This window comes from Arthrobacter sp. CMU6 (assembly GCF_059090205.1).
Window position 1 is genome coordinate 99,126 of the sequence record NZ_JBNHFL010000012.1, and the last position, 18,279, is coordinate 117,404.

At 67.4% G+C, this 18,279-nt stretch carries 14 protein-coding genes; 8 read left to right on the plus strand and 6 right to left on the minus strand.

The features are described from left to right. Positions 1-4: 4 nt before the first annotated feature. The 4 genes from chcC1 to AC5RWD_RS10620 are packed head-to-tail and all read left to right on the plus strand — an operon-like array spanning position 5 to position 3,649. Complete coding sequence (chcC1, locus tag AC5RWD_RS10605) at positions 5-1,690, plus strand: 4-oxocyclohexanecarboxylate 2-dehydrogenase (RefSeq protein ID WP_494019954.1); 1,686 nt, start codon at positions 5-7, stop codon at positions 1,688-1,690. Between the two features lies 1 nt (position 1,691). After that, a complete protein-coding gene (locus AC5RWD_RS10610) occupies positions 1,692-2,021 on the plus strand; it encodes a Dabb family protein (protein WP_494019976.1) in 330 nt (109 codons plus the stop codon). A gap of 10 nt (positions 2,022-2,031) precedes the next feature. After that, complete coding sequence (locus tag AC5RWD_RS10615; RefSeq protein ID WP_494019955.1) at positions 2,032-3,426, plus strand: MFS transporter; 1,395 nt, start codon at positions 2,032-2,034, stop codon at positions 3,424-3,426. A gap of 28 nt (positions 3,427-3,454) precedes the next feature. Continuing rightward, positions 3,455-3,649: a hypothetical protein gene (locus AC5RWD_RS10620; protein WP_494019956.1), complete on the plus strand. Its 195-nt coding sequence runs from the start codon at positions 3,455-3,457 to the stop codon at positions 3,647-3,649. 96 nt (positions 3,650-3,745) lie between these two features. On the opposite strand, the gene AC5RWD_RS10625 is transcribed toward AC5RWD_RS10620, so the two are convergent. Beyond that, on the minus strand, positions 3,746-4,621 hold the full coding sequence (locus AC5RWD_RS10625) for a GNAT family N-acetyltransferase (protein WP_494019977.1): 876 nt from the start codon (positions 4,619-4,621) through the stop codon (positions 3,746-3,748). Positions 4,622-4,785: 164 nt separating this feature from the next. Then, positions 4,786-6,573 carry an aspartate--tRNA ligase gene (gene aspS / locus AC5RWD_RS10630; RefSeq protein WP_494019957.1) on the minus strand — a complete coding sequence of 596 codons (1,788 nt, stop codon included), beginning with the start codon at positions 6,571-6,573 and terminating at the stop codon, positions 4,786-4,788. 99 nt (positions 6,574-6,672) lie between these two features. Here aspS and AC5RWD_RS10635 point away from each other — a divergent pair, with 99 nt between their 5' ends. After that, positions 6,673-7,944 carry an APC family permease gene (locus AC5RWD_RS10635; protein ID WP_494019958.1) on the plus strand — a complete coding sequence of 424 codons (1,272 nt, stop codon included), beginning with the start codon at positions 6,673-6,675 and terminating at the stop codon, positions 7,942-7,944. A 16-nt stretch (positions 7,945-7,960) separates the two neighbouring features. On the opposite strand, the gene hisS is transcribed toward AC5RWD_RS10635, so the two are convergent. Beyond that, entirely contained in the window at positions 7,961-9,313 is a 1,353-nt protein-coding gene (hisS, locus tag AC5RWD_RS10640; protein WP_494019959.1) for a histidine--tRNA ligase, read from the minus strand. A gap of 264 nt (positions 9,314-9,577) precedes the next feature. On the opposite strand from hisS, the gene AC5RWD_RS10645 reads away from it, so the two are divergent. From AC5RWD_RS10645 to AC5RWD_RS10655, 3 genes are all read left to right on the plus strand, one after another. Beyond that, on the plus strand, positions 9,578-10,396 hold the full coding sequence (locus AC5RWD_RS10645) for a peptidylprolyl isomerase (protein ID WP_494019960.1): 819 nt from the start codon (positions 9,578-9,580) through the stop codon (positions 10,394-10,396). Positions 10,397-10,469: 73 nt separating this feature from the next. Continuing rightward, the gene (locus AC5RWD_RS10650) at positions 10,470-12,143 is read left to right on the plus strand and encodes a DUF349 domain-containing protein (RefSeq protein ID WP_494019961.1); all 1,674 of its coding nucleotides are present in this window, start codon (positions 10,470-10,472) and stop codon (positions 12,141-12,143) included. Between the two features lie 177 nt (positions 12,144-12,320). Then, positions 12,321-13,025, plus strand: coding sequence for a hypothetical protein (locus AC5RWD_RS10655; protein WP_494019962.1), 705 nt, complete (start codon positions 12,321-12,323; stop codon positions 13,023-13,025). On the opposite strand, the gene AC5RWD_RS10660 is transcribed toward AC5RWD_RS10655, so the two are convergent. From AC5RWD_RS10660 to secD, 3 genes are all read right to left on the minus strand, one after another. Continuing rightward, positions 12,906-15,299 carry a RelA/SpoT family protein gene (locus AC5RWD_RS10660; protein ID WP_306923928.1) on the minus strand — a complete coding sequence of 798 codons (2,394 nt, stop codon included), beginning with the start codon at positions 15,297-15,299 and terminating at the stop codon, positions 12,906-12,908. The two genes, AC5RWD_RS10655 and AC5RWD_RS10660, sit on opposite strands and share 120 nt — an antisense overlap. Positions 15,300-15,493: 194 nt before the next feature. Beyond that, positions 15,494-16,510, minus strand: coding sequence for a protein translocase subunit SecF (secF, locus tag AC5RWD_RS10665; RefSeq protein ID WP_494019963.1), 1,017 nt, complete (start codon positions 16,508-16,510; stop codon positions 15,494-15,496). After that, a complete protein-coding gene (gene secD / locus AC5RWD_RS10670) occupies positions 16,510-18,267 on the minus strand; it encodes a protein translocase subunit SecD (protein WP_494019964.1) in 1,758 nt (585 codons plus the stop codon). Before secD ends, secF begins: the two co-directional genes overlap by 1 nt. Between the last annotated feature and the right edge of the window lie 12 nt (positions 18,268-18,279).

Consider the following 18,279-nt stretch of genomic DNA (forward strand, 5'->3'; position numbering starts at 1 on the left):
ACCCATGAAATTCGTCAACGGAACGCCCGCCGACAGCTACGACGTCGTCGTCGTCGGTTCGGGTGCGGGAGCACTCACCGCGGCGGCCACCGCCGCCCGGGCCGGCAAGTCCGTCGTCGTCCTCGAAAAGAGCGACCTCCTGGGCGGGACCTCCGCCGTGTCCGGCGGCATGCTGTGGGTGGCGGACAACCACCACGCACGGAAGGCCGGGATCACTGATTCCAAGGCCGCGGCCAAGGAGTACGTGCGGGCCGTCGCCCGCGGCAGGGGCCGCGAGGAGCTGCTGGACGCTGCGCTGGACTACGGCGACCAGATGCTCCGCTTCGTCGAGGCGGAGTGCGGCGTCCGCTTCATCTTCCTCGACAACTTCCCCGACTACCGGCAGGATCTCCCGGGTGCAGTGACGGGCGGCCGCACGGTGGAGCCCGAGCTGTTCAACAGCGCCGAAGCCCTGGGCGGCCTCCGCGCACACGTGCGCAGTGACGGCCGCGCCCCGTTCACCATGCAGGAATACGAGGAGTGGGGCGCCTTCACCAAGTTCCCGTGGGACGAACTGGCCGCCCGCCAGGACGGCGGGCTCGTGGCGAAGGGGCAGGCCCTCGTGTCCATGCTGCTCGCCAGCCTGGTCCGGGACGACGCCACCCTCGTCACCGGGGCACGCGGTCACCGCCTGCTCACCGACGGCGGGCGGGTGACCGGCGTCGAACTCGAAACCGGCGAGGCGTTCCATGCCCGCGACGGCGTGGTGCTCGCGACCGGCGGCTTCGAATGGGACAGGGCCCTGGCCGACTCTATGCTCGCTTCCCGGCTCTACACGATGTGCTCGCCGCCCTCGAACACCGGCGACGGGCTGCGGATGTCGCAGCGCGTCGGCGGCCAGACCCGCGGCACCCGCGAAGCCTGGTGGGCGCCGATGTCCGTCACCGGCGACACCCGCGACGGGCAGGCGGTCGGCACCCTGCTGCGGTTCGAACGCCAGGGCCCGGGGTCGATCATGGTGAACCGGCACGGCCGCCGCTTCGCCAACGAGTCGCAGAACTACAACGACCTCGCCCGCAGCCTGCAGTCCTGGGACTCCGCCGCCAACCGCGCGCTGAACACCCCGGCGCACGTGATCGTGGACCACGGCTACCTGGAGCGCTACGGCATCCTGGCCCACCGCGCAGGCCAGCCGACGCCGGATTACCTGATCGAGGCGCCCACGCTGGCTGAACTTGCCGCCAAGATCAACGTCCCGGCGGAAAACCTGGAGGCCACAGTGGCCCGGTTCAACGAGTTCGCGGTCAAGGGCGAGGACCCCGACTTCGGCCGCGGCGAAAGCGCCTACGACAAATACTGGGGCGACGCCGACTGCCCGTGGCCGAATCCCTCGCTGGGTCCGCTCGAGTCGGGGCCCTTCTACGCGCTGGAGGTGGTGAACGGCGCCTTCGGCACCAATGGCGGCGTGGCCACCGACGGGTCCGCCCGCGTGCTCGACGTCGACAACCGTCCCCTTCCGGGCCTGTTCGCCGCCGGCAACACCACCGAAAACGCCTACGCGGCAGGCTATCCCGGGGCCGGCGCCACCCTTGGGCCCATCATGACCATGGGCTATCTCGCCGGCCGTGCCCTTGCCGGCCAGTCCCCCGAGTACCCGTCCCGCGGCGACAGCACGGCTGACCAGCCGGCTACGGAACTGGTGGGTGCGTGAGATGATCCGCCACACGGTGCTCTTCCAGTTCAAGCCCGATTTCCTGCCGGCTGACCGGCAGGCCTGGATTGACGGGCTCAACAACATGGCCGGAAAGATCCCCGGCATGCTCAGCCTCAGCCATGGTCCGGACGTGCTCAAAACGGAGCGCTCCTTCGACTACGCCATCGTGGCCGACTTTGAACGTGCCGAGGACATCGCCGTCTACAACACGCATCCGCTCCACGAACCGCTGAAGGCGTACTCGTTCCCCAACAGCCGGCAGATCCTTGCGGTGGATTTCCACCTCCCGGAGACCACGCCGGCTCCCATTGAGACAACGCAGTCTTAAGGAGATTCCCGTGACCACCACCCCCTCACCGCAGGTTCCAGTGCAGGCAACGACGCAGGCTCCGCGGAAAACGCCCCGGAAGGCCGCCTTGGCGTCCTTCCTCGGGAGCACGCTGGAGTACTACGACTTCTTCATCTACGGCACCGCCGCGGCCCTCGTGTTCCCGCACCTGTTCTTCCCGTCCGCGGACCCGGCCGTGGGTCTGATCGGCGCCTTCGCCACATTCGGCGTCGCGTACGTCGCGCGGCCTGTGGGCGGCCTGGTAATGGGCCACTTCGGCGACAAGCTGGGCCGCAAAAAAATACTGCTCTTGACCCTCGGCATCATGGGCGTGGCGTCCCTCGGCATCGGTTTCTTGCCAACCTACGAGCAGCTCGGCGTGTGGGCCCCCATCCTGCTGGTGGTGGGCCGGCTGGCGCAGGGCTTCTCCGCCGGCGCGGAGTCGGCGGGTGCCTCCACCCTGACGCTGGAACACTCACCCGAAGGCAGGCGCGGGTTCTTCACCAGCTTCGTGATGACCGGGTACGCCTCCGGCATGGTGCTGGCCACCCTGGTTTTCATCCCGGTCACGTCCCTGCCCCGGGAAGCCATGATGGGCTGGGGCTGGCGCATCCCGTTCTGGCTCTCCATCGTGGTCCTGGCCATCGCCTACTGGGTCCGCACGCATCTGGATGAAACACCGGTTTTCGAGGAGGCTCAGGAACGCCGCCAGGTGGCCCCGATGCCCATCAAGGAAGTGCTCCGCTTCCAGGCCCCCGATGTGCTGCGGGTGGCTGGCATGTCCATCATGTCCGTGATGCAGACCATCTTCACCGTGTTCGGACTCGCCTATGCCACGTCCGACGCCGGGTTCGACCGGGCATCCATCCTGACCGTCAACGCCGTGGCCATCGGCCTGTCCATGTTCGCCATGCCGCTGGCGGCCAGGCTGTCCGACCGGATTGGCCGCCGCCCTCTCCTGCTGACCGCCGCGTTCGGCTGCTCCGTCACGATCTTCCTGTACTTCCTGGCGCTCTCCTCGGGCAACATCGTGCTGGTGTTCCTTGCCGCCTTCCTGAACATGACGGTGCTGTACTCGGGTTTCAACGGCGTCTGGCCGGCGTTCTTCGCCGAACAGTTCGCAGCGCCCGTCCGCTACTCAGGCATGGCGCTGGGCAACCAGTTCGGCCTGGTTCTCGCCGGCTTTGGTCCGATGATCGCCGGGATGCTGCTGGCCCCCGGGGCCTGGGGCTGGGTGCCTGTGGCCGTCTTCGGCACCGTGTGCATGCTCATCGCCGCAGGATCCGCATTCTGGTCCCGGGAGACCGCCGCCACGCCCATCGGCGAACTGGGCGGACCATACCTGGCGGGCACCGCACGCCGGCGGCAGGCCGAAGCGCAGCTGTCCGCCCTCCAGGACCGCTGAGCCGACGCCGCACCGGAAGGAAAAGACCATGAGGCAACACACCGGCCGCCGCACCGGGTACCCGCGCCATTGGCCGTTCCAGGTCCCGCGGCTACCGGCAACCCGGCGGCAACAGCCGCTTGGCCCTGCGGCATCCGCAGAGAAGCCCGCAGCATCCGCATACGACGGCGAGCTGGTCACCGCCCCGTGGATGGGCCTGCATTATCGGACCGAAGAGATCTAGCCCCGCTACCGCCCGTTTCGACGGTTCCCTGCCGCTTCGATGCTTCGCGGCGTCGAGCGAGCAGGGAACCGTCGAAACGGCGGAGTGGAGCCCCGCTCAGCAGCCGGTCAGCGACCGTCGGGGCCGCTCCTGCCGGTAGTAATAGCGGGACACTTCACAGAAGCCTGCCAGGGAGTACAGCTCCCGGGCGGCGGTGTTCGACGCCATCACCAGCAGCCAGTAACCGGCCAGTCCCCGCGCCGCACCTGCGCTGAACATGGCCTGCTGGACCCGGGTGGCGTACCCGCGGCGCCGGGCATCGGGCCGGGTGGCCATGCAGTACAGCCCGCCCCAGCTGCCTACCGCGCCGGGAACACCTCCCGTACCGGGAACCGCTGTCCCGCCCGGAACAACGGCGAGGCGTCCGACGGCGGCCGGCCCGCCGTCGTCGTCCCTCACCAGGGCGTAAAGTGCCGGGCAACCGGTGAGGATGGCACGGGCGGCCTCCAGTTCCGCGGCTCCGCCGCGGCCGTCCACGGACCACCACAGGTCCAGCCATTCCGCCGATGGACGTTCGCTCACTTCGACGCCGGCGCCAGGTTCCGGAGCGTCCCCGCCGGCCGCAGGTGCAACGTCAGCTGCACGCACCATGACCAGCGTCTCGGATTGCCGTATAAAGCCTTCCTCATCCAGGACGGCGTTCAGCGCGGAGCTGCCGGGAGTGTCGAAGACCTGGAAGATCACCGGCAGCCGGCGGCCCCTATACCAGGCCCGGGCATCCCGCAGCGCCGCGAGCCGTTCATCCCGCGTCCCCTGGGGCTCCGAACGCGGCCAGATGGAGTTGGCACGCTGGGTCACGCCGTTGGCGGCGCGGAGAACCCAGCCGCCGGACTGCTCCCTATCCGGTGCCGGCCAGGCTGCATCCATGGCCGCTTCCAGATCCGGGAGGCCGGCATCGGGCAAGGCAGCATCCGGCAAGGCGGCATCGGGCATGTCGGTGTCGGGCATGTCGATGTCGGTCACGGCCGCGGCCCTCCTTCGTCAACGGCAGGAGGCTCCCCGGTGATCTGCGCTGCAGATCCGGGGAGCCTCCTGCTCCTGGTGATGCTTCGCGTCAGCTCACGCCTTTACGTGACGCTTGACGCCAGCCGCGCAGCTTAGTCGGCCTTCTTCTCTTCCGGCTTCTTGGCTTCCGGCTTGAAGTCAACGCCGGCCTCCTTGCGCTGCTGGCCGGTGATGGGGGCCGGGGCGTCGGTCAGCGGGTCGTGGCCGCCGCCGGACTTCGGGAAGGCGATGACGTCGCGGATCGAGTCCACGCCTGCCAGCAGCGCCACCACGCGGTCCCAGCCGAAGGCGATGCCGCCGTGCGGCGGGGCGCCGTACTTGAAGCCCTCCAGCAGGAACCCGAACTTCGTCTGGGCATCGGCCTTGTCCAGGCCCATGAGCTCAAAGACGCGCTCCTGAACTTCGCGTTCGTGGATACGGATGGATCCGCCGCCGATCTCGTTGCCGTTGCACACGATGTCGTAGGCGTAGGACAGCGCGGCCTCCGGGTCCTGCTCAAAGTTGTCCAGGAACTCCGGCTTCGGTGAGGTGAAGGCGTGGTGCACGGCGGTCCACTGGCCGGCGCCGACTGCCACGTCGCCCGACGCCACCGCGGCCGCGGCGGGTTCGAACATGGGGGCGTCCACCACCCAGCAGAAGGCCCACGCGCTGGGATCGATCAGGCCGGTGCGGTGCCCGATCTCAACGCGGGCAGCACCAAGCAGCGCACGGGACGGGGTCTTCTCGCCGGCGGCGAAGAAGATGCAGTCGCCCGGCTTGGCGCCCACGGCGTCGGCCAGGCCCGCGCGTTCGGTCTCGGTGAGGTTTTTGGCCACGGGGCCTGCGAGCTCGCCGTCTTCCTTGTAGAGGACGTAGGCCAGGCCCTTGGCGCCGCGCTGCTTGGCCCACTCCTGCCAGGCATCGAGGGCACGGCGGGCCTGAGAGGCGCCGCCGGGCATGACGACAGCGCCGACGTAGGGAGCCTTGAAGACGCCGAAGTTGGTGTCCTTGAAGAACTCGGTCAGCTCGGTCAGCTCCTGGCCGAACCGGAGGTCGGGCTTGTCCGACCCGAACCGGGCCATGGCGTCGGCGTAGGTGATGCGCTGGATCGGCGTCGGGATTTCGACGTCGATCAGCTTCCAAACAGCCTTGACGATGTTTTCGCCGAGCCGGATGATGTCGTCCTGCTCGACGAAGCTGGCCTCGATGTCGAGCTGGGTGAATTCGGGCTGGCGGTCGGCGCGGAAGTCCTCGTCACGGTAGCAGCGGGCAATCTGGTAGTACTTCTCGAAGCCGCCCACCTGCAGGAGCTGCTTGAACAGCTGCGGGGACTGCGGCAGCGCGTACCAGGAACCCGGCGCCAAGCGGGCGGGGACCAGGAAGTCACGGGCGCCTTCCGGCGTCGAACGCGTCAGGGTCGGCGTCTCAATTTCGACGAAGCCCTCCTCGTGCAGCAGCTCGCGGGCCACGCGGTTGGCCTCGGAGCGGAGGCGGATGTTGCGGCTGGGGCCGGGGCGGCGCAGGTCCAGGTAGCGGTGCTTGAGCCGGGCTTCCTCCCCCACTTCCACGTGCTCATCGATCTGGAACGGGAGGGCGTCGGCGGTGTTGAGGATGACCACCTTGTCCGCCATGACCTCCACCTCGCCCGTGGCCAGGGCAGGGTTCTCGTTGCCTTCCGGGCGCTTGGACACCGTGCCGGTCACCTGCAGCACATATTCGTTGCGCAGCCCGTGGAAGACCTCTTCCTCACGGACCACCACCTGCGCCACGCCCGAGGCGTCACGCAGATCGACGAATGCGACACCACCGTGATCACGACGGCGGCCGACCCAGCCTGCCAGGGTTACGGTTTGTCCAATGTGCTCGGAGCGAAGGGATCCGAGGTCATGTGTGCGCAGCACAGCATTCCTTTCAGAAGGAAGACAGAATGAAGTTTAAATACGATCGTTGCGGAAACGATCCCGTCCGAGTTTACCCGTTTGAAAGGTTCCCGCCCTGCCATGACCAAGCACCAGCAGCTGCAACGTAGGCTCGGTGTGGCCGATGCAACAGCGATCGGGCTCGGATCCATGCTCGGCGCCGGCGTTTTTGTCGTCTTCGCGCCGGCCGCCCGCCTGGCCGGACCGCTGCTCCTTGCGGCCATAGCGCTGGCCGGCGCCGTGGCCTACTGCAATGCCGTCGCCTCGGCCCAGCTCGCCGCAATGTATCCGCAAAGCGGTGGCACATACGTCTACGGCCGCAAGCAGCTCGGCGAGTGGCCCGGGTTCCTTGCCGGGTGGGGTTTTGTGACCGGCAAATCGGCGTCCTGCGCTGCCATGGCCCTGACCTTCGGCCAGTACGTTGCGCCGGGCTACGCCACCCCCGTGGCCATCGCAGCGGTGGCCGCGCTGACGGGAGTGAACCTGCTGGGCATCACCCGGACGGCCTTCCTCACGCGCATTTTGCTGGCCGTGGTCCTGGCCACCCTGGCCTTCGTGGCCGCCGCGAGCATTCTGGGACCTCACGTTCCTGACGGCGGGACAGTTTCCGGGCAGGCCGGCAGCGTCTGGGGCATCCTGCCCGCCGCCGGCCTGGTGTTCTTCGCCTTTGCGGGGTACGCCCGCATCGCCACGCTCGGCGAGGAGGTGAAGGACCCGGCGCGGGTCATACCGCGCGCCATCCTCGGTGCCCTGGCAGGCGCCCTGGTTATCTACCTGCTGCTGGGGGCGCTGCTTCTGGCGCATCTTTCACCGCAGGTGCTTGCTTCCTCCACGGCGCCGCTGCTCGACGCTGTGGAACAGTCCCGGCTGGCCGCCGGGGCGCCGGCAGTCCAGGCAGGTGCGGCCGCCGCCTCTCTCGGCGCTCTGCTTGCCCTGATCACCGGGGTGGGGCGCACGGCCATGGCGATGGCCCGCGAACGCGACCTCCCCGCTCCCCTGGCCAGGGTGGGCGGGCACCACACGGTGCCGGTAACGGCCGAACTGGCGGTGGCCGCCGTCGTCGTTCTGCTGCTGCTGACCACCGACGTGCTCACGGTGGTTGGCTTCTCCAGCTTCGGCGTCCTGCTGTATTACGCGGTAACGAATGCCGCAGCGTTCACCCTCAGGGACCGGCCCCGGCACGCGCCCAGGTGGCTCAACGCCGCAGGGCTGGCCGGGTGCCTGGTCCTGGCATTTACCCTGCCCGCGGCCTCTGTGCTCGGCATGGCGGCCGTCATGGCCGCCGGACTCGCCGGGCGCGCCGCCGTACTTACATTGCGGAAGCGCCGGCTGCGGTTACCCGGCAGACGGTAACCCAGGAAACCGTAGCTCAGGAGACGGGAGCCGGAATGACCTGGACGCGAATGTCCTCGTCCGACGGCGTCCACGTGGCCGGATCGGCGTCCACCTGCACGCCGGAGCGGATGTCCTTGACCTGGTGCTTGCCGTCCTCGTCCGTGAACCAGACGAAGGGGATGCCGCGCCGGTCCGCGAACTTGATCTGCTTGCCGAACTTCTCTGCCTTCGCGGCTACCTCGGCGGCGATGCCGCGGCTACGCAGCTCCGTGGCCACGTCCTGCGCCTCGCCCCAGCTCTCGTCCGATGTGAGCGCCACGAACACTGCCGTGGGTACGGAACGGGAAGCCTTGGCCAGGTCCTGGCTGAGGATGCGCGAGACGAGCCGGGTCACGCCGATGGACAGCCCGACGCCTGGGAACTTCCGGTTGCCCTTGCTCGCCAGGGCGTCGTAGCGGCCGCCGGAGCAGATCGAGCCGAGCTGCTCGTGGCCAACCAGGACGGTTTCCACGACCGTGCCGGTGTAGTAGTCCAGGCCGCGGGCAATGCTGAGGTCCGCAACAACCTTGCCCGGGACCCGCTTCACGGCGGCCTCGATCACCTGTTCGAGTTCGTTCAGTCCCTCTTCCAGGAGGTCGTTGCTGACGCCGAGCGAGCGGACCTGCGCCACGAAGGATGTGTCCTCGGTCTTGATACCGGCCAGCTTCAGCGCCGCCTGTGCCTGCTCGTCGGTGGCGCCGAGCTCGGACTTGAGGAGCTCCGCCACCTTCTCCGGACCAATTTTCTCCAGCTTGTCGATGCTGCGCAGCACTCCTGCGGTATCGGGTAGGCCGATGCCCCGGTAGAAGCCCTCGGCGAGCTTCCTGTTGTTGATGCGCAGCCGGAACTCCGGAATGGGGAGGGCGCCCAGCGCCTCGGCGATGACGAGGGCGATCTCAACGTCGTAGCGGAAGGGTAGCTCGCCGTCGCCCACCACATCGATGTCCGCCTGGGTGAACTCGCGGGCGCGGCCTTCCTGCGGGCGTTCCCCGCGCCAGACCTTCTGGATCTGGTAGCGGCGGAAGGGGAAGGCCAGGTAGCCGGCGTTTTCCACGACGTACCGGGCGAACGGCACGGTGAGGTCGAAGTGCAGGGCCAGGGCGTGCGGATCGTGTTTGCCCTTCGCTTCCTCTCCCTCGTCGTCCTGGAGCCGGCTCAGCCCGTAGACCTCTTTGTCGATTTCGCCTTTGCGCAGCAGCTGGCCGACCGTTTCCACGGCGCGGGTCTCGATGGAGCCGAAACCGTGCAGCTCGAACGTGCGGCGCAGCGAGTCCAGGACATGCTGCTCCACCAGCCGCTCCTCGGGAAGCCACTCGGGGAATCCGGACAGGGAGGCGGTGCGTGCCATGGTGGAGTTTCTCCTCAGGTAAACGAAGGCGGGAGCCGCTGCGCCATGTTCCGCGTCGCTATTTGGAACCAAACAGCTGCGGCAGCGGCGGGAGTCCAGCCTGTTCTGCATAAACTTATGTGCGGCAGTCAGTTTATGCTTTCGGCGCCTGCATCTCTAATGCGGGGAACCCGGGCGGTGACGGGGCTGCCGCAGTGCAATCTGCAGCCGGGGATGCCTTCAGGGGCTTGCCCGGCCGGGCAGTCCGATCGATGAGGAGGACCCGTGGCGGCCAGTCCACGCGAAACACGCGAAGCCAAGAGGCGCATCCAGCAGATGGAAGCCAAACGCGAGCTTCGCCGGGCCCAGGAGAAGCGCCGCAAGCGGGACAACCTGGTGGCGGGAGGTGCGGCGGCCGCGGCGGTGGTGCTCGCCGTCGTTCTTCAACTGACAGTGTTTGCCGGGAACCCCACCGAAGAGGAATTCGCTGCTGCCGAGGCAGGCCTTGCCTCTCCGTCAGCCACACCGTCCGCCTCCGCCACTCCTACTGCCTCGCAGACCAACGCGGCAAACATCCCCAAGCCCGCGACGGCGGCAGGCAAAACATTCACCGGCTCACTGCAGCTCAACCGGGGCACCTTGGGCGTGCAGCTGGACGGCACCAAGGCCCCGCAGGCAGCCGCCGTGTTCAAGTCCCTTGCCGACCAGAACTACTACAAGGGCGTCAGCTGCCACCGCCTCACCACCGCCGAGAACTTCGGTGTCCTGCAGTGCGGCTCCAAGACCGGCGACGGCCAGGGCGACCCCAACTACACCTGGGGGCCGCTGGAGAACACGCCGGCGGACAACAAGTATCCTGCCGGCACCATTGCGGTGGCCCGTACGGGCAACAACGCCTACGGCAATGGGACCCAGTTCTTTATTGTCTACAAGGACACCGTCATTCCGGCCGACTCGGCCGGCGGCTACACCATCGTGGGCAAGGTGACTTCGGGCCTGGATGTCGTGACGAAGATTGCGGCTGCCGGTCTTAAGACGGGCGAAAGTGACACGGACGGCGCACCTGCGGAAGCAGTCACGATAGACTCGTTTTCTCTGAAGTAGGAACCCCTGCCGCGCCAGCGGCCACAGGCGACTTATGGATGAGTATCTTCCTCCAAGCGAAAGACTTTTAGCGGTGACAGACAGTCAGAAATCCGACGAAACAGCAGCCGAAGTGACCGAGGTCCAGGCTTCCCCCGAGACCGTGGAAGCGGCCGAGCCTGCGGAGGCTGCCGAGCCTGTGGATCAGGTGCAGCCTGAGGGTGAGGTGCAGGCCGACGCCCCGCAGGCGCAGCCGGAAGAGGCGGCGCAGGCCGAGGCCGCTGAGCCCGAAGCGGCGCAGGCCGACGCTGCTGAGCCCGAGGCGCCACAGGCCGAAGCCACGCAGGAAAGCCCGCAGCCGGAAGCTGTGGAGGAAGCGCCGGCACCCAGCCCCGCACCGTCACCGCGTCCGACGCCGGCACACCGGCCCGCACCGACCCCGGCAGCCTTTGCTGCCCGGCCCAAGGCCGGCCCTGCTGCCACCGTAACGCCGGTGCAGGCACCACCGGCCACCTCGCTTGCCGAAGCCGCCCGCTGGGGCCGCGTTGAGGGCGATGGCCACGTGTTCCTGACCATTGACGGCGAGGAACACCCCGTCGGCCAGTACCCGGACGTCAGCAACGACGAGGCCCTGGCCTACTTCGCCCGGAAGTATGACGACATCGTCGCCCAGATTGTCCTGCTGGAACAGCGCGTGGCCTCGAAGGCCCCCACCACTGACATGCAGAAGACCGTGACGCACCTGCGCGAGCAGCTCGGTGAACGGAACATGGTGGGCGACATCCGTTCCGCGGAGGGCCGGCTGGACACCCTGTCCACCCAGATCACGGAGCTGGAGAAGGCGGAAAAGGCACAGCACGACGCCGTCCGCGCCGCCGAGCTCGCCGCACGTGAGGCCATCGTGGCCGAGGCCGAGGCGATCTCCGGCACCGATCCGGCCCAGGTTCAGTGGAAGACGTCCAGCGCGCGCATGAACGAGCTGTTTGAAAGCTGGAAGGCCGCGCAGAAGAGCGGGGTCCGCTTGGGACGCAGCAACGAGGACGCCCTGTGGAAGCGTTTCCGTGCCGCCCGGACGGTCTTCGACCGGCACCGCCGCGCCTACTTCTCCCAGCTGGACAGCAACAACTCGGCGGCGAAGGCTGCCAAGGAGAAGCTGATTGCGGAGGCCGAGGCTTTGTCGACGTCCACCGACTGGGGCTTCGCTGCCGGCGAATACCGCCGCCTGATGGACGAGTGGAAGGCATCACCGCGTGCCAGCCGCAAGGATGACGACGCACTGTGGGCCCGGTTCCGCGCCGCGCAGGATGTCTTCTTCAGCTCGCGCCAGGCCGCCAACGACGAGATCGACCAGGAATACGCCGCCAACCTGAAGGTCAAGGAGGCTCTCCTCGAGGAGGCGTCGTCCATCGTTCCGGTCAAGGACATCGCCGCCGCCAAGAAGGCCCTGCAGTCCATCCACGACCGCTGGGAAGAGGCCGGCAAGGTTCCGCGTGCGGACATGGGCAGGATCGAGGCCGGGCTGCGCCGGATCGAGGATGCAGTCCGCCAGGCCGAGGACGAGAAGTGGCAGCGCTCCAACCCGGAGACCAAGGCCCGCACCAACAGTGCCTTGAGCCAGCTCGAATCCGCCATCGCCGGCCTGAAGGATGACCTGGCCGAGGCGGAGAAGGCAGGCGACCAGCGCAAGATCAAGGCTGCACGGGAAGCCCTGGAAGCCCGCCAGGCATGGCTGGACCAGATCCAGCGGTCGGCGAGCGAGCTCTCCTAGGGAGCATCCGCACAGGCCCCGTCCCGGTTATCCACATAGCCGGGGCGGGGCCTTACCCGTTAAGTCCGCTTCCGGCAGGATGACGGAATGGCACCGTTCTCCCAGCCCCCTGTTACACAGGGACCAGCTTCACAGGCATCTGGTTCGCAGACACATGTAACCCAAGCCCATGTCTCCTTGGCCAGATGCGATTCCCTGCCCGCGGACTCCCCCGCCCAGCTACAGGAGCTCTATTCGCCGGGGCTTCCCTTCACCTGGCCTGAGCTCCAGTCCATGGCGGCCGACGGCGTGCTCACGCAGCTTTATCAGCACGGCTACACCGTTCCCGGGACGGCAGCGTCCCCGCAACTGCGGGCACGCGCGGCGGCCCACGGAGTGCCGGCCCAGGTACGGCGGCGCGTGGTGGCAGGACGGATGACTGCCGCCTGGATCTATGGCTGCGCCCGCGAGCCGGACCGGCTGGCCCTCCTGGTGGATGCCAAGCGCCGCATCTCCAGCCTTCGCTCCACCCGCGGCTGCACGCTCCACGAGGTCCGGCTCGGGCCGTTTGACGTCGTCAGCCTGGGCGGCCTCATGGTGTCCAGTCCGCCCCGGACGGCACTGGACATCGCCTTGCATGTGGAGACCGAGCGGGCAGTTCCGGCCCTGAGGCTGCTCCTGGCCAAGCCCGAACTCGATGTCAGGCTCCGGCTCCTGATGCTGGCCGTCGAGGCGATGCCCCGGCTGCCGCACAAGAACGCAGCCCTGGAGAAGCTCTCGCTGTTAGCTTCTCCGGCGGTTGCCCGTGGTCCGGTAGACGTCGAACACCCCGTCGATCCGCCGTACAGCACTGAGCACGTGGCTGAGGTACTTGGGGTCACCCATCTCGAAGGCAAACTTTGAGATGGCCACGCGGTCCGTGGACGTGTGGACGCTGGCCGCCAGGATGTTCACGTGATTCTCGGAGAGCACGCGCGTCACGTCGGACAAGAGGGACTTCCGGTCCAGCGCCTCCACCTGGATCTCCACCAGGAAGACGCTTGACTGCGTCGGCGCCCAGTCAACGTCGACGATCCGGTCCGGCTGGTCCTTCAGGCCCGCCACGTTGGTGCAGTCGGTCCGGTGCACCGACACGCCCGAGCCGCGCGTGACGAAGCCGAGGATCGGGTCCGGCGGCACAGGGGTGCAACAGCGGGCCAGCTTCACCCAGACGTCGCCCACGCCGCGGACCACCACGCCGGAATCCGAGAACCGGGCCTTGCTGACCTGGGTGGGGATGCTGACTTCGGTGAGGTCGTCGTCGGGCGTTTCGTTGCCGCCAAGGCTCTCCACGAGCTTTTCCATGACGGACTGCGCGGAGGTGTGGCCGTCACCCACTCCGGCGTACAGCCCGGAAATGTCGACGTACTTGAAGTCCTCGGCCACGGCGGCCAGCGCGTCGTGCGTCATCAGGCGCTGCAGCGGAAGGTTCTGCTTCCGCATGGCACGGGTCAGCAGCTCCTTGCCGCGGTCGATCGCCTCCTCGCGGCGTTCCTTGCTGAACCACTGCCGGATCTTGTTGCGTGCCCGGGCGCTCTTGACGAAGTGCTGCCAGTCCTGGCTGGGGCCGGCCCCCTCGGCCTTCGAAGTGAAGATCTCCACCCAGTCGCCGTGGTTGAGTTCGCTGTTGAGCGGCACGAGCTTGCCGTTGACCCGGGCCCCGATGGTGCGGTGGCCCACCTCGGTGTGCACGGCATACGCGAAGTCCACCGGGGTGGAGCCGGCCGGCAGCGCCATGACTTCGCCCTTGGGCGTGAACACGAACACTTCGCGGGCATTGATCTCGAACCGGAGCGAGTCGAGGAACTCGCCGGGATCGGACGTTTCCTGCTGCCAGTCCACCAAGGAGCGGAGCCAGCCCATGTCGCCGTCGCGCGGGCTGCCTGGTCCGGTGGCGGTCCGGTTCGGCTGGTCCTTGTACTTCCAGTGCGCGGCCACACCGTACTCGGCGCGGCGGTGCATCTCGTGCGTGCGGATCTGGATTTCGACCGGCTTGCCGCCGGGGCCGATGACCGTGGTGTGGAGGGACTGGTACATGTTGAACTTCGGCATCGCGATGTAGTCCTTGAACCGGCCAGGCAGCGGGTTCCAGCGCGAATGCAGGGTGCCCAGGGCGGCATAACAGTCGCGGACCGAGTCCACCAGGACCCGGACGCCCATGAGATCATTGATGTCGTCGAAGTCCTTGTCCCGGACGATCATTTTTTGGTAGATCGAGTAATAGTGCTTAGGCCGGCCGGTGATCGTAGCCTTGATCCGTGCCGTGCGCAGATCGTCGGCGATCTGGTTCCGGATGACGCTGAGGCTCTTTTCGCGCTCCGGCGTACGGTCCCCCACCATGCGGACGATTTCCTCGTACACCTTGGGATAAAGCGCCGCGAAGGACAGGTCCTCGAGCTCCCACTTGATGGTGTTCATGCCGAGCCTGTGTGCCAGCGGTGCGAAGATTTCCAGGGTCTCCCGGGCTTTGCGGGCCGAGGACTCGGCGGAGACGAACCGCCATGTGCGCGCGTTGTGCAGCCTGTCCGCAAGTTTGATCATGAGGACACGGATGTCCTTGGCCATGGCCACGACCATCTTGCGGACGGTCTCGGACTGGGCTGCCTCACCGAAGCTGACCTTGTCCAGCTTGGTGACGCCGTCAACCAGCATGGCCACTTCGGGCCCGAAGTCCGCCCGGAGGTCCTCAAGGGTGTAGGGCGTATCCTCCACGGTGTCGTGGAGGAGGGCGGCGGCCAGAGTGGTGCCGCTGAGCCCCAGCTCGGCGAGGATGGTCGCGACGGCGACAGGGTGGGTGATGTAGGGATCACCGCTCTTGCGCTTTTGCCCACGGTGGCTTTGCTCCGCGACCACGAAGGCGCGCTGGATGAGGTCGAAGTCTTCCTTGGGGTTGTTCGCCCGCACGGTACGCAGCAGCGGTTCCAGGATGGGCGAGTACGTTGCGGTGCTGCGGCCCGTCAGGCGTGCCAGGCGGGACCTCGTCCGCTCACGCCGGCCCGGGAATGTGGGCCGGACGCCGGAGTTGTCCACAGGCACGCCGGGCGCCGGGCGTCCGGCAGCCACCAGGCCAGTCTGCTGTCCCTGGCCCGGACCGTTGCCTCCGGCTGCCGTTGGCGCCGACGTCGAACCCTCTTCCAATGAAGTACCCCTCACGACCCGTTTAATTATCCCAGTCTATTCCCGCTCCGGGCCTGACCGATAACCGCGTCCGTCACCAACGGCGCAGCCAGGTACGCAGACCGGCACCCGGACAGCACGCCGCGACGCTGACAGTCGCTTAACGCAAAGACCGGACGCCGTCGCGGTGACGGCATCCGGTCTAAGACGGGGCTCTAGGCTTTCGCGGCCTCACCCGCCGCAGCCTTGGCAGCAGCGTCGGCGCGGCGCTGCTTGACACGCTGCGCCTGCTTGACCAGCGGCGCCTCGCTTTGGCGCAGCCAGGCGTACATAGGGGCCGCGATGAAGATCGTCGCGGCCGTGCCGATCAGGATCCCGACGAACAGGGCCAGCGAAAGGTCGCGCAGGGTTCCCGCACCCAGCAGCCCGGCCCCGATGAACAGGATCGCCCCGACCGGAAGGATGGCCACCATCATGGTGTTGATGGAACGGACCAGGGTCTGGTTGACCGCGAGGTTGACTTCCTCGCCGAAGGTCCGGCGCGTGGAGGAGTCGATGTCGGCAGTGTTTTCACGGATCTTGTCGAACACCACCACGGTATCGTACAGCGAGTAACTGAGGACCGTCAGGAAGCCGATGATCGCCGAGGGCGTGACCTCGAAGTCGCTCAGGGCGTAGACACCGGCTGTAATAAACATCGTGACGAGCATGCCCACGATGGCCGAGAGGGACATCTTCCAGGTCCGGAAGTACAGGGCCATCAGGACCGTCGCGAGGGCAACGAAGACCACCAGGCCGATCAGGGCCTGCTTGGTGACGTCAGCTCCCCAGGTGGGCCCGACGAAGGTGGAGGTCACCTCGTTGTCGGTCACGCCGTAGGCCTTGGTGAGGCCCTCCTTGATCTTGAGGGTCTCGTCATCGGAGAGCTTGTCCGTCTGGATCCGCATGGTGGTTCCGGCGACGTTGGCGACGCGCGGCACGCTGCCGGGAACGACGTCGTGGACGGCCTTCTCGCCTACGGCTGCTTCGGTGGTCTTGACGTTGGACACCGTGAACTCGGAACCGCCACGGAACTCAATGCCGAGGTTGAAGCCGCCCTTGGCCGCCGGGATCAGAATGGACAGCGCCACCGCCACAGCGGCCACGGCGAACCAGATCTTCTTGGCCCCGACGAAGTCGTAGGACCGCTTGCCCGTGTAGAGGTCGTTACCGAATTTCGCGAAACTGGACATTACTTGCCCTCCTTGGCCGGGCCCTTGGAGGTACCGGCGAGCTGCTCCTGCTGCTCCGCGCGGCGGCGTTCAGCGATGGTCATCCGGCGCTCCGCCTCAGCCGCGGCACCGGTGTTCTTGGCGCGCATCACTGACGGCTTGTCCTCCGGAGTGCGGAGCCTGCCGGCGCCGCGGTAGAGCGGCACCGCACCGAGGCGCTCAGGGTCGAGGCCGGAGAACTTGTGGCCTTCGCCGAAGAACCGGGTCCTGGCCAGCTGCTGCAGCGTGGGGTGGGTGAACATGAAGACGACGATGAGGTCGGCGATGGCGGTCAGGCCGAGCGTGAAGGCAAAGCCCCGCACGTTGCCGACGGCCACGAAGTACAGCACCAGTGCAGCCAGGAGGTTGACCGCCTTGGATGCCAGAACGGTCCGTTTGGCCCGCTTCCAGCCGTTCTCCACTGCCGAGACCAGGCCGCGGCCTTCGCGAAGCTCATCACGGATGCGTTCGAAGTACACGATGAACGAGTCCGCCGTCTGGCCGATTGCCACGATGATGCCCGCCACACCGGCGAGGGACAGCCGGTAATTCTCGGTCCAGCCGAGGATCGCAATGGCCAGGTACGTGAGCGCGCCCGCCACCACCAACGACGCAATGGTGACGAAGCCGAGCGCCCGGTACTGGAACAGCGAGTAGACAACCACCAGCAGCAGGCCGATCAGGCCTGCGAGGAGGCCCATCCTGAGCTGTTCACCGCCGAGGGTGGCGGAAATCTGCTGCTCGCTCTGGATGTCGAAGCTGATGGGCAGGGCACCGAACCGGAGCTGGTCGGACAGCGCCTTGGCTGACTGCTCCGTGAAGCCGCCGGTGATCTGCGGGCGGCCGTCGGTAATCACGGCCTGGGACCGCGGTGCGGAGATGACCTGGTCATCCAGGACGATGGCGAACTGCGACTTGGGGTCGCTGCCGGTCTCACCGCCGGCGGCAACGTAGAACTGGTTGAGGCGTTCGGTGACCGTCTTGAACTTGGCCGTTCCCTCGGCGTTGAACTGGATGTTCACAGCCCATTCGTTGGTGACGGCACCCTGGGCGCCCTGCTGGAGCTGGAACGTCGAGCCCTGGATCTCAACACCCTTGACCTCGACCGGCCCCAGGATGTACTTGATGGCGGGTGTCTGGTCCGTGGCAGGCTCGCAGGTGACCAGCGGCTTGGCGGGGTCGGAACGTTCCTGCTTGTCCTGGGCCGGGTTGTCACAGTCCAGGGCCTCGAACTGCTTCTGGACGTCCGCGGTGATCCAGTTCGAATCGCTGGCGTTCGTCGGCTTGGCCGTCGGCTTCGGCAGCTGGGCAGCAGGCGTCTGTTCCGCGGCGGGAACCGCTGCCCCCGGGCCCGTGACGAGGACCGGTCGGAAGTTCATGTCCGCGGAGGCCTGGATGAGGGCGCGGGTCTCCGTGGACGGGGTGCCGGGAAGGCTCACCACCACGTTGCGGCCGGACTGCGTGCTGATCTCAGCCTCAGCGACACCGGAGCCGTCCACGCGCTGGCGGATGATGGCCACCGCCTGGTTGAGCTGCTCCTCGTTGATGTCCGAGCCACCCTCAACCTTGGGTGCCAGGATCATCTGGGTGCCGCCCTCCAGGTCCAGGGCAAGCTTCGGGCTCCAGCTGGCAACTCCGGCCATTGTGCCGCCCGCAAGGACGGCCGTCATGGCAGCCAGGATTACGCCAAGCCAGACCAACACCCGAAGGGATGGTTTATTGCGGCCAGTTCGTGCCATTGCCTATCTTTC

What these genes read in the sequence shown, in the direction of transcription:
- chcC1 (WP_494019954.1), top strand. Translation starts at nt 5, where the DNA reads ATGAAATTCGTCAACGGAACGCCCGCCGACAGCTACGACGTCGTCGTC.
- AC5RWD_RS10610 (WP_494019976.1), top strand. Translation starts at nt 1,692, where the DNA reads ATGATCCGCCACACGGTGCTCTTCCAGTTCAAGCCCGATTTCCTGCCG.
- AC5RWD_RS10620 (WP_494019956.1), top strand. Translation starts at nt 3,455, where the DNA reads ATGAGGCAACACACCGGCCGCCGCACCGGGTACCCGCGCCATTGGCCG.
- AC5RWD_RS10625 (WP_494019977.1), bottom strand. Translation starts at nt 4,621, where the DNA reads ATGCCCGATGCCGCCTTGCCGGATGCTGCCTTGCCCGATGCCGGCCTC.
- AC5RWD_RS10635 (WP_494019958.1), top strand. Translation starts at nt 6,673, where the DNA reads ATGACCAAGCACCAGCAGCTGCAACGTAGGCTCGGTGTGGCCGATGCA.
- hisS (WP_494019959.1), bottom strand. Translation starts at nt 9,313, where the DNA reads ATGGCACGCACCGCCTCCCTGTCCGGATTCCCCGAGTGGCTTCCCGAG.
- secF (WP_494019963.1), bottom strand. Translation starts at nt 16,510, where the DNA reads ATGTCCAGTTTCGCGAAATTCGGTAACGACCTCTACACGGGCAAGCGG.
- secD (WP_494019964.1), bottom strand. Translation starts at nt 18,267, where the DNA reads ATGGCACGAACTGGCCGCAATAAACCATCCCTTCGGGTGTTGGTCTGG.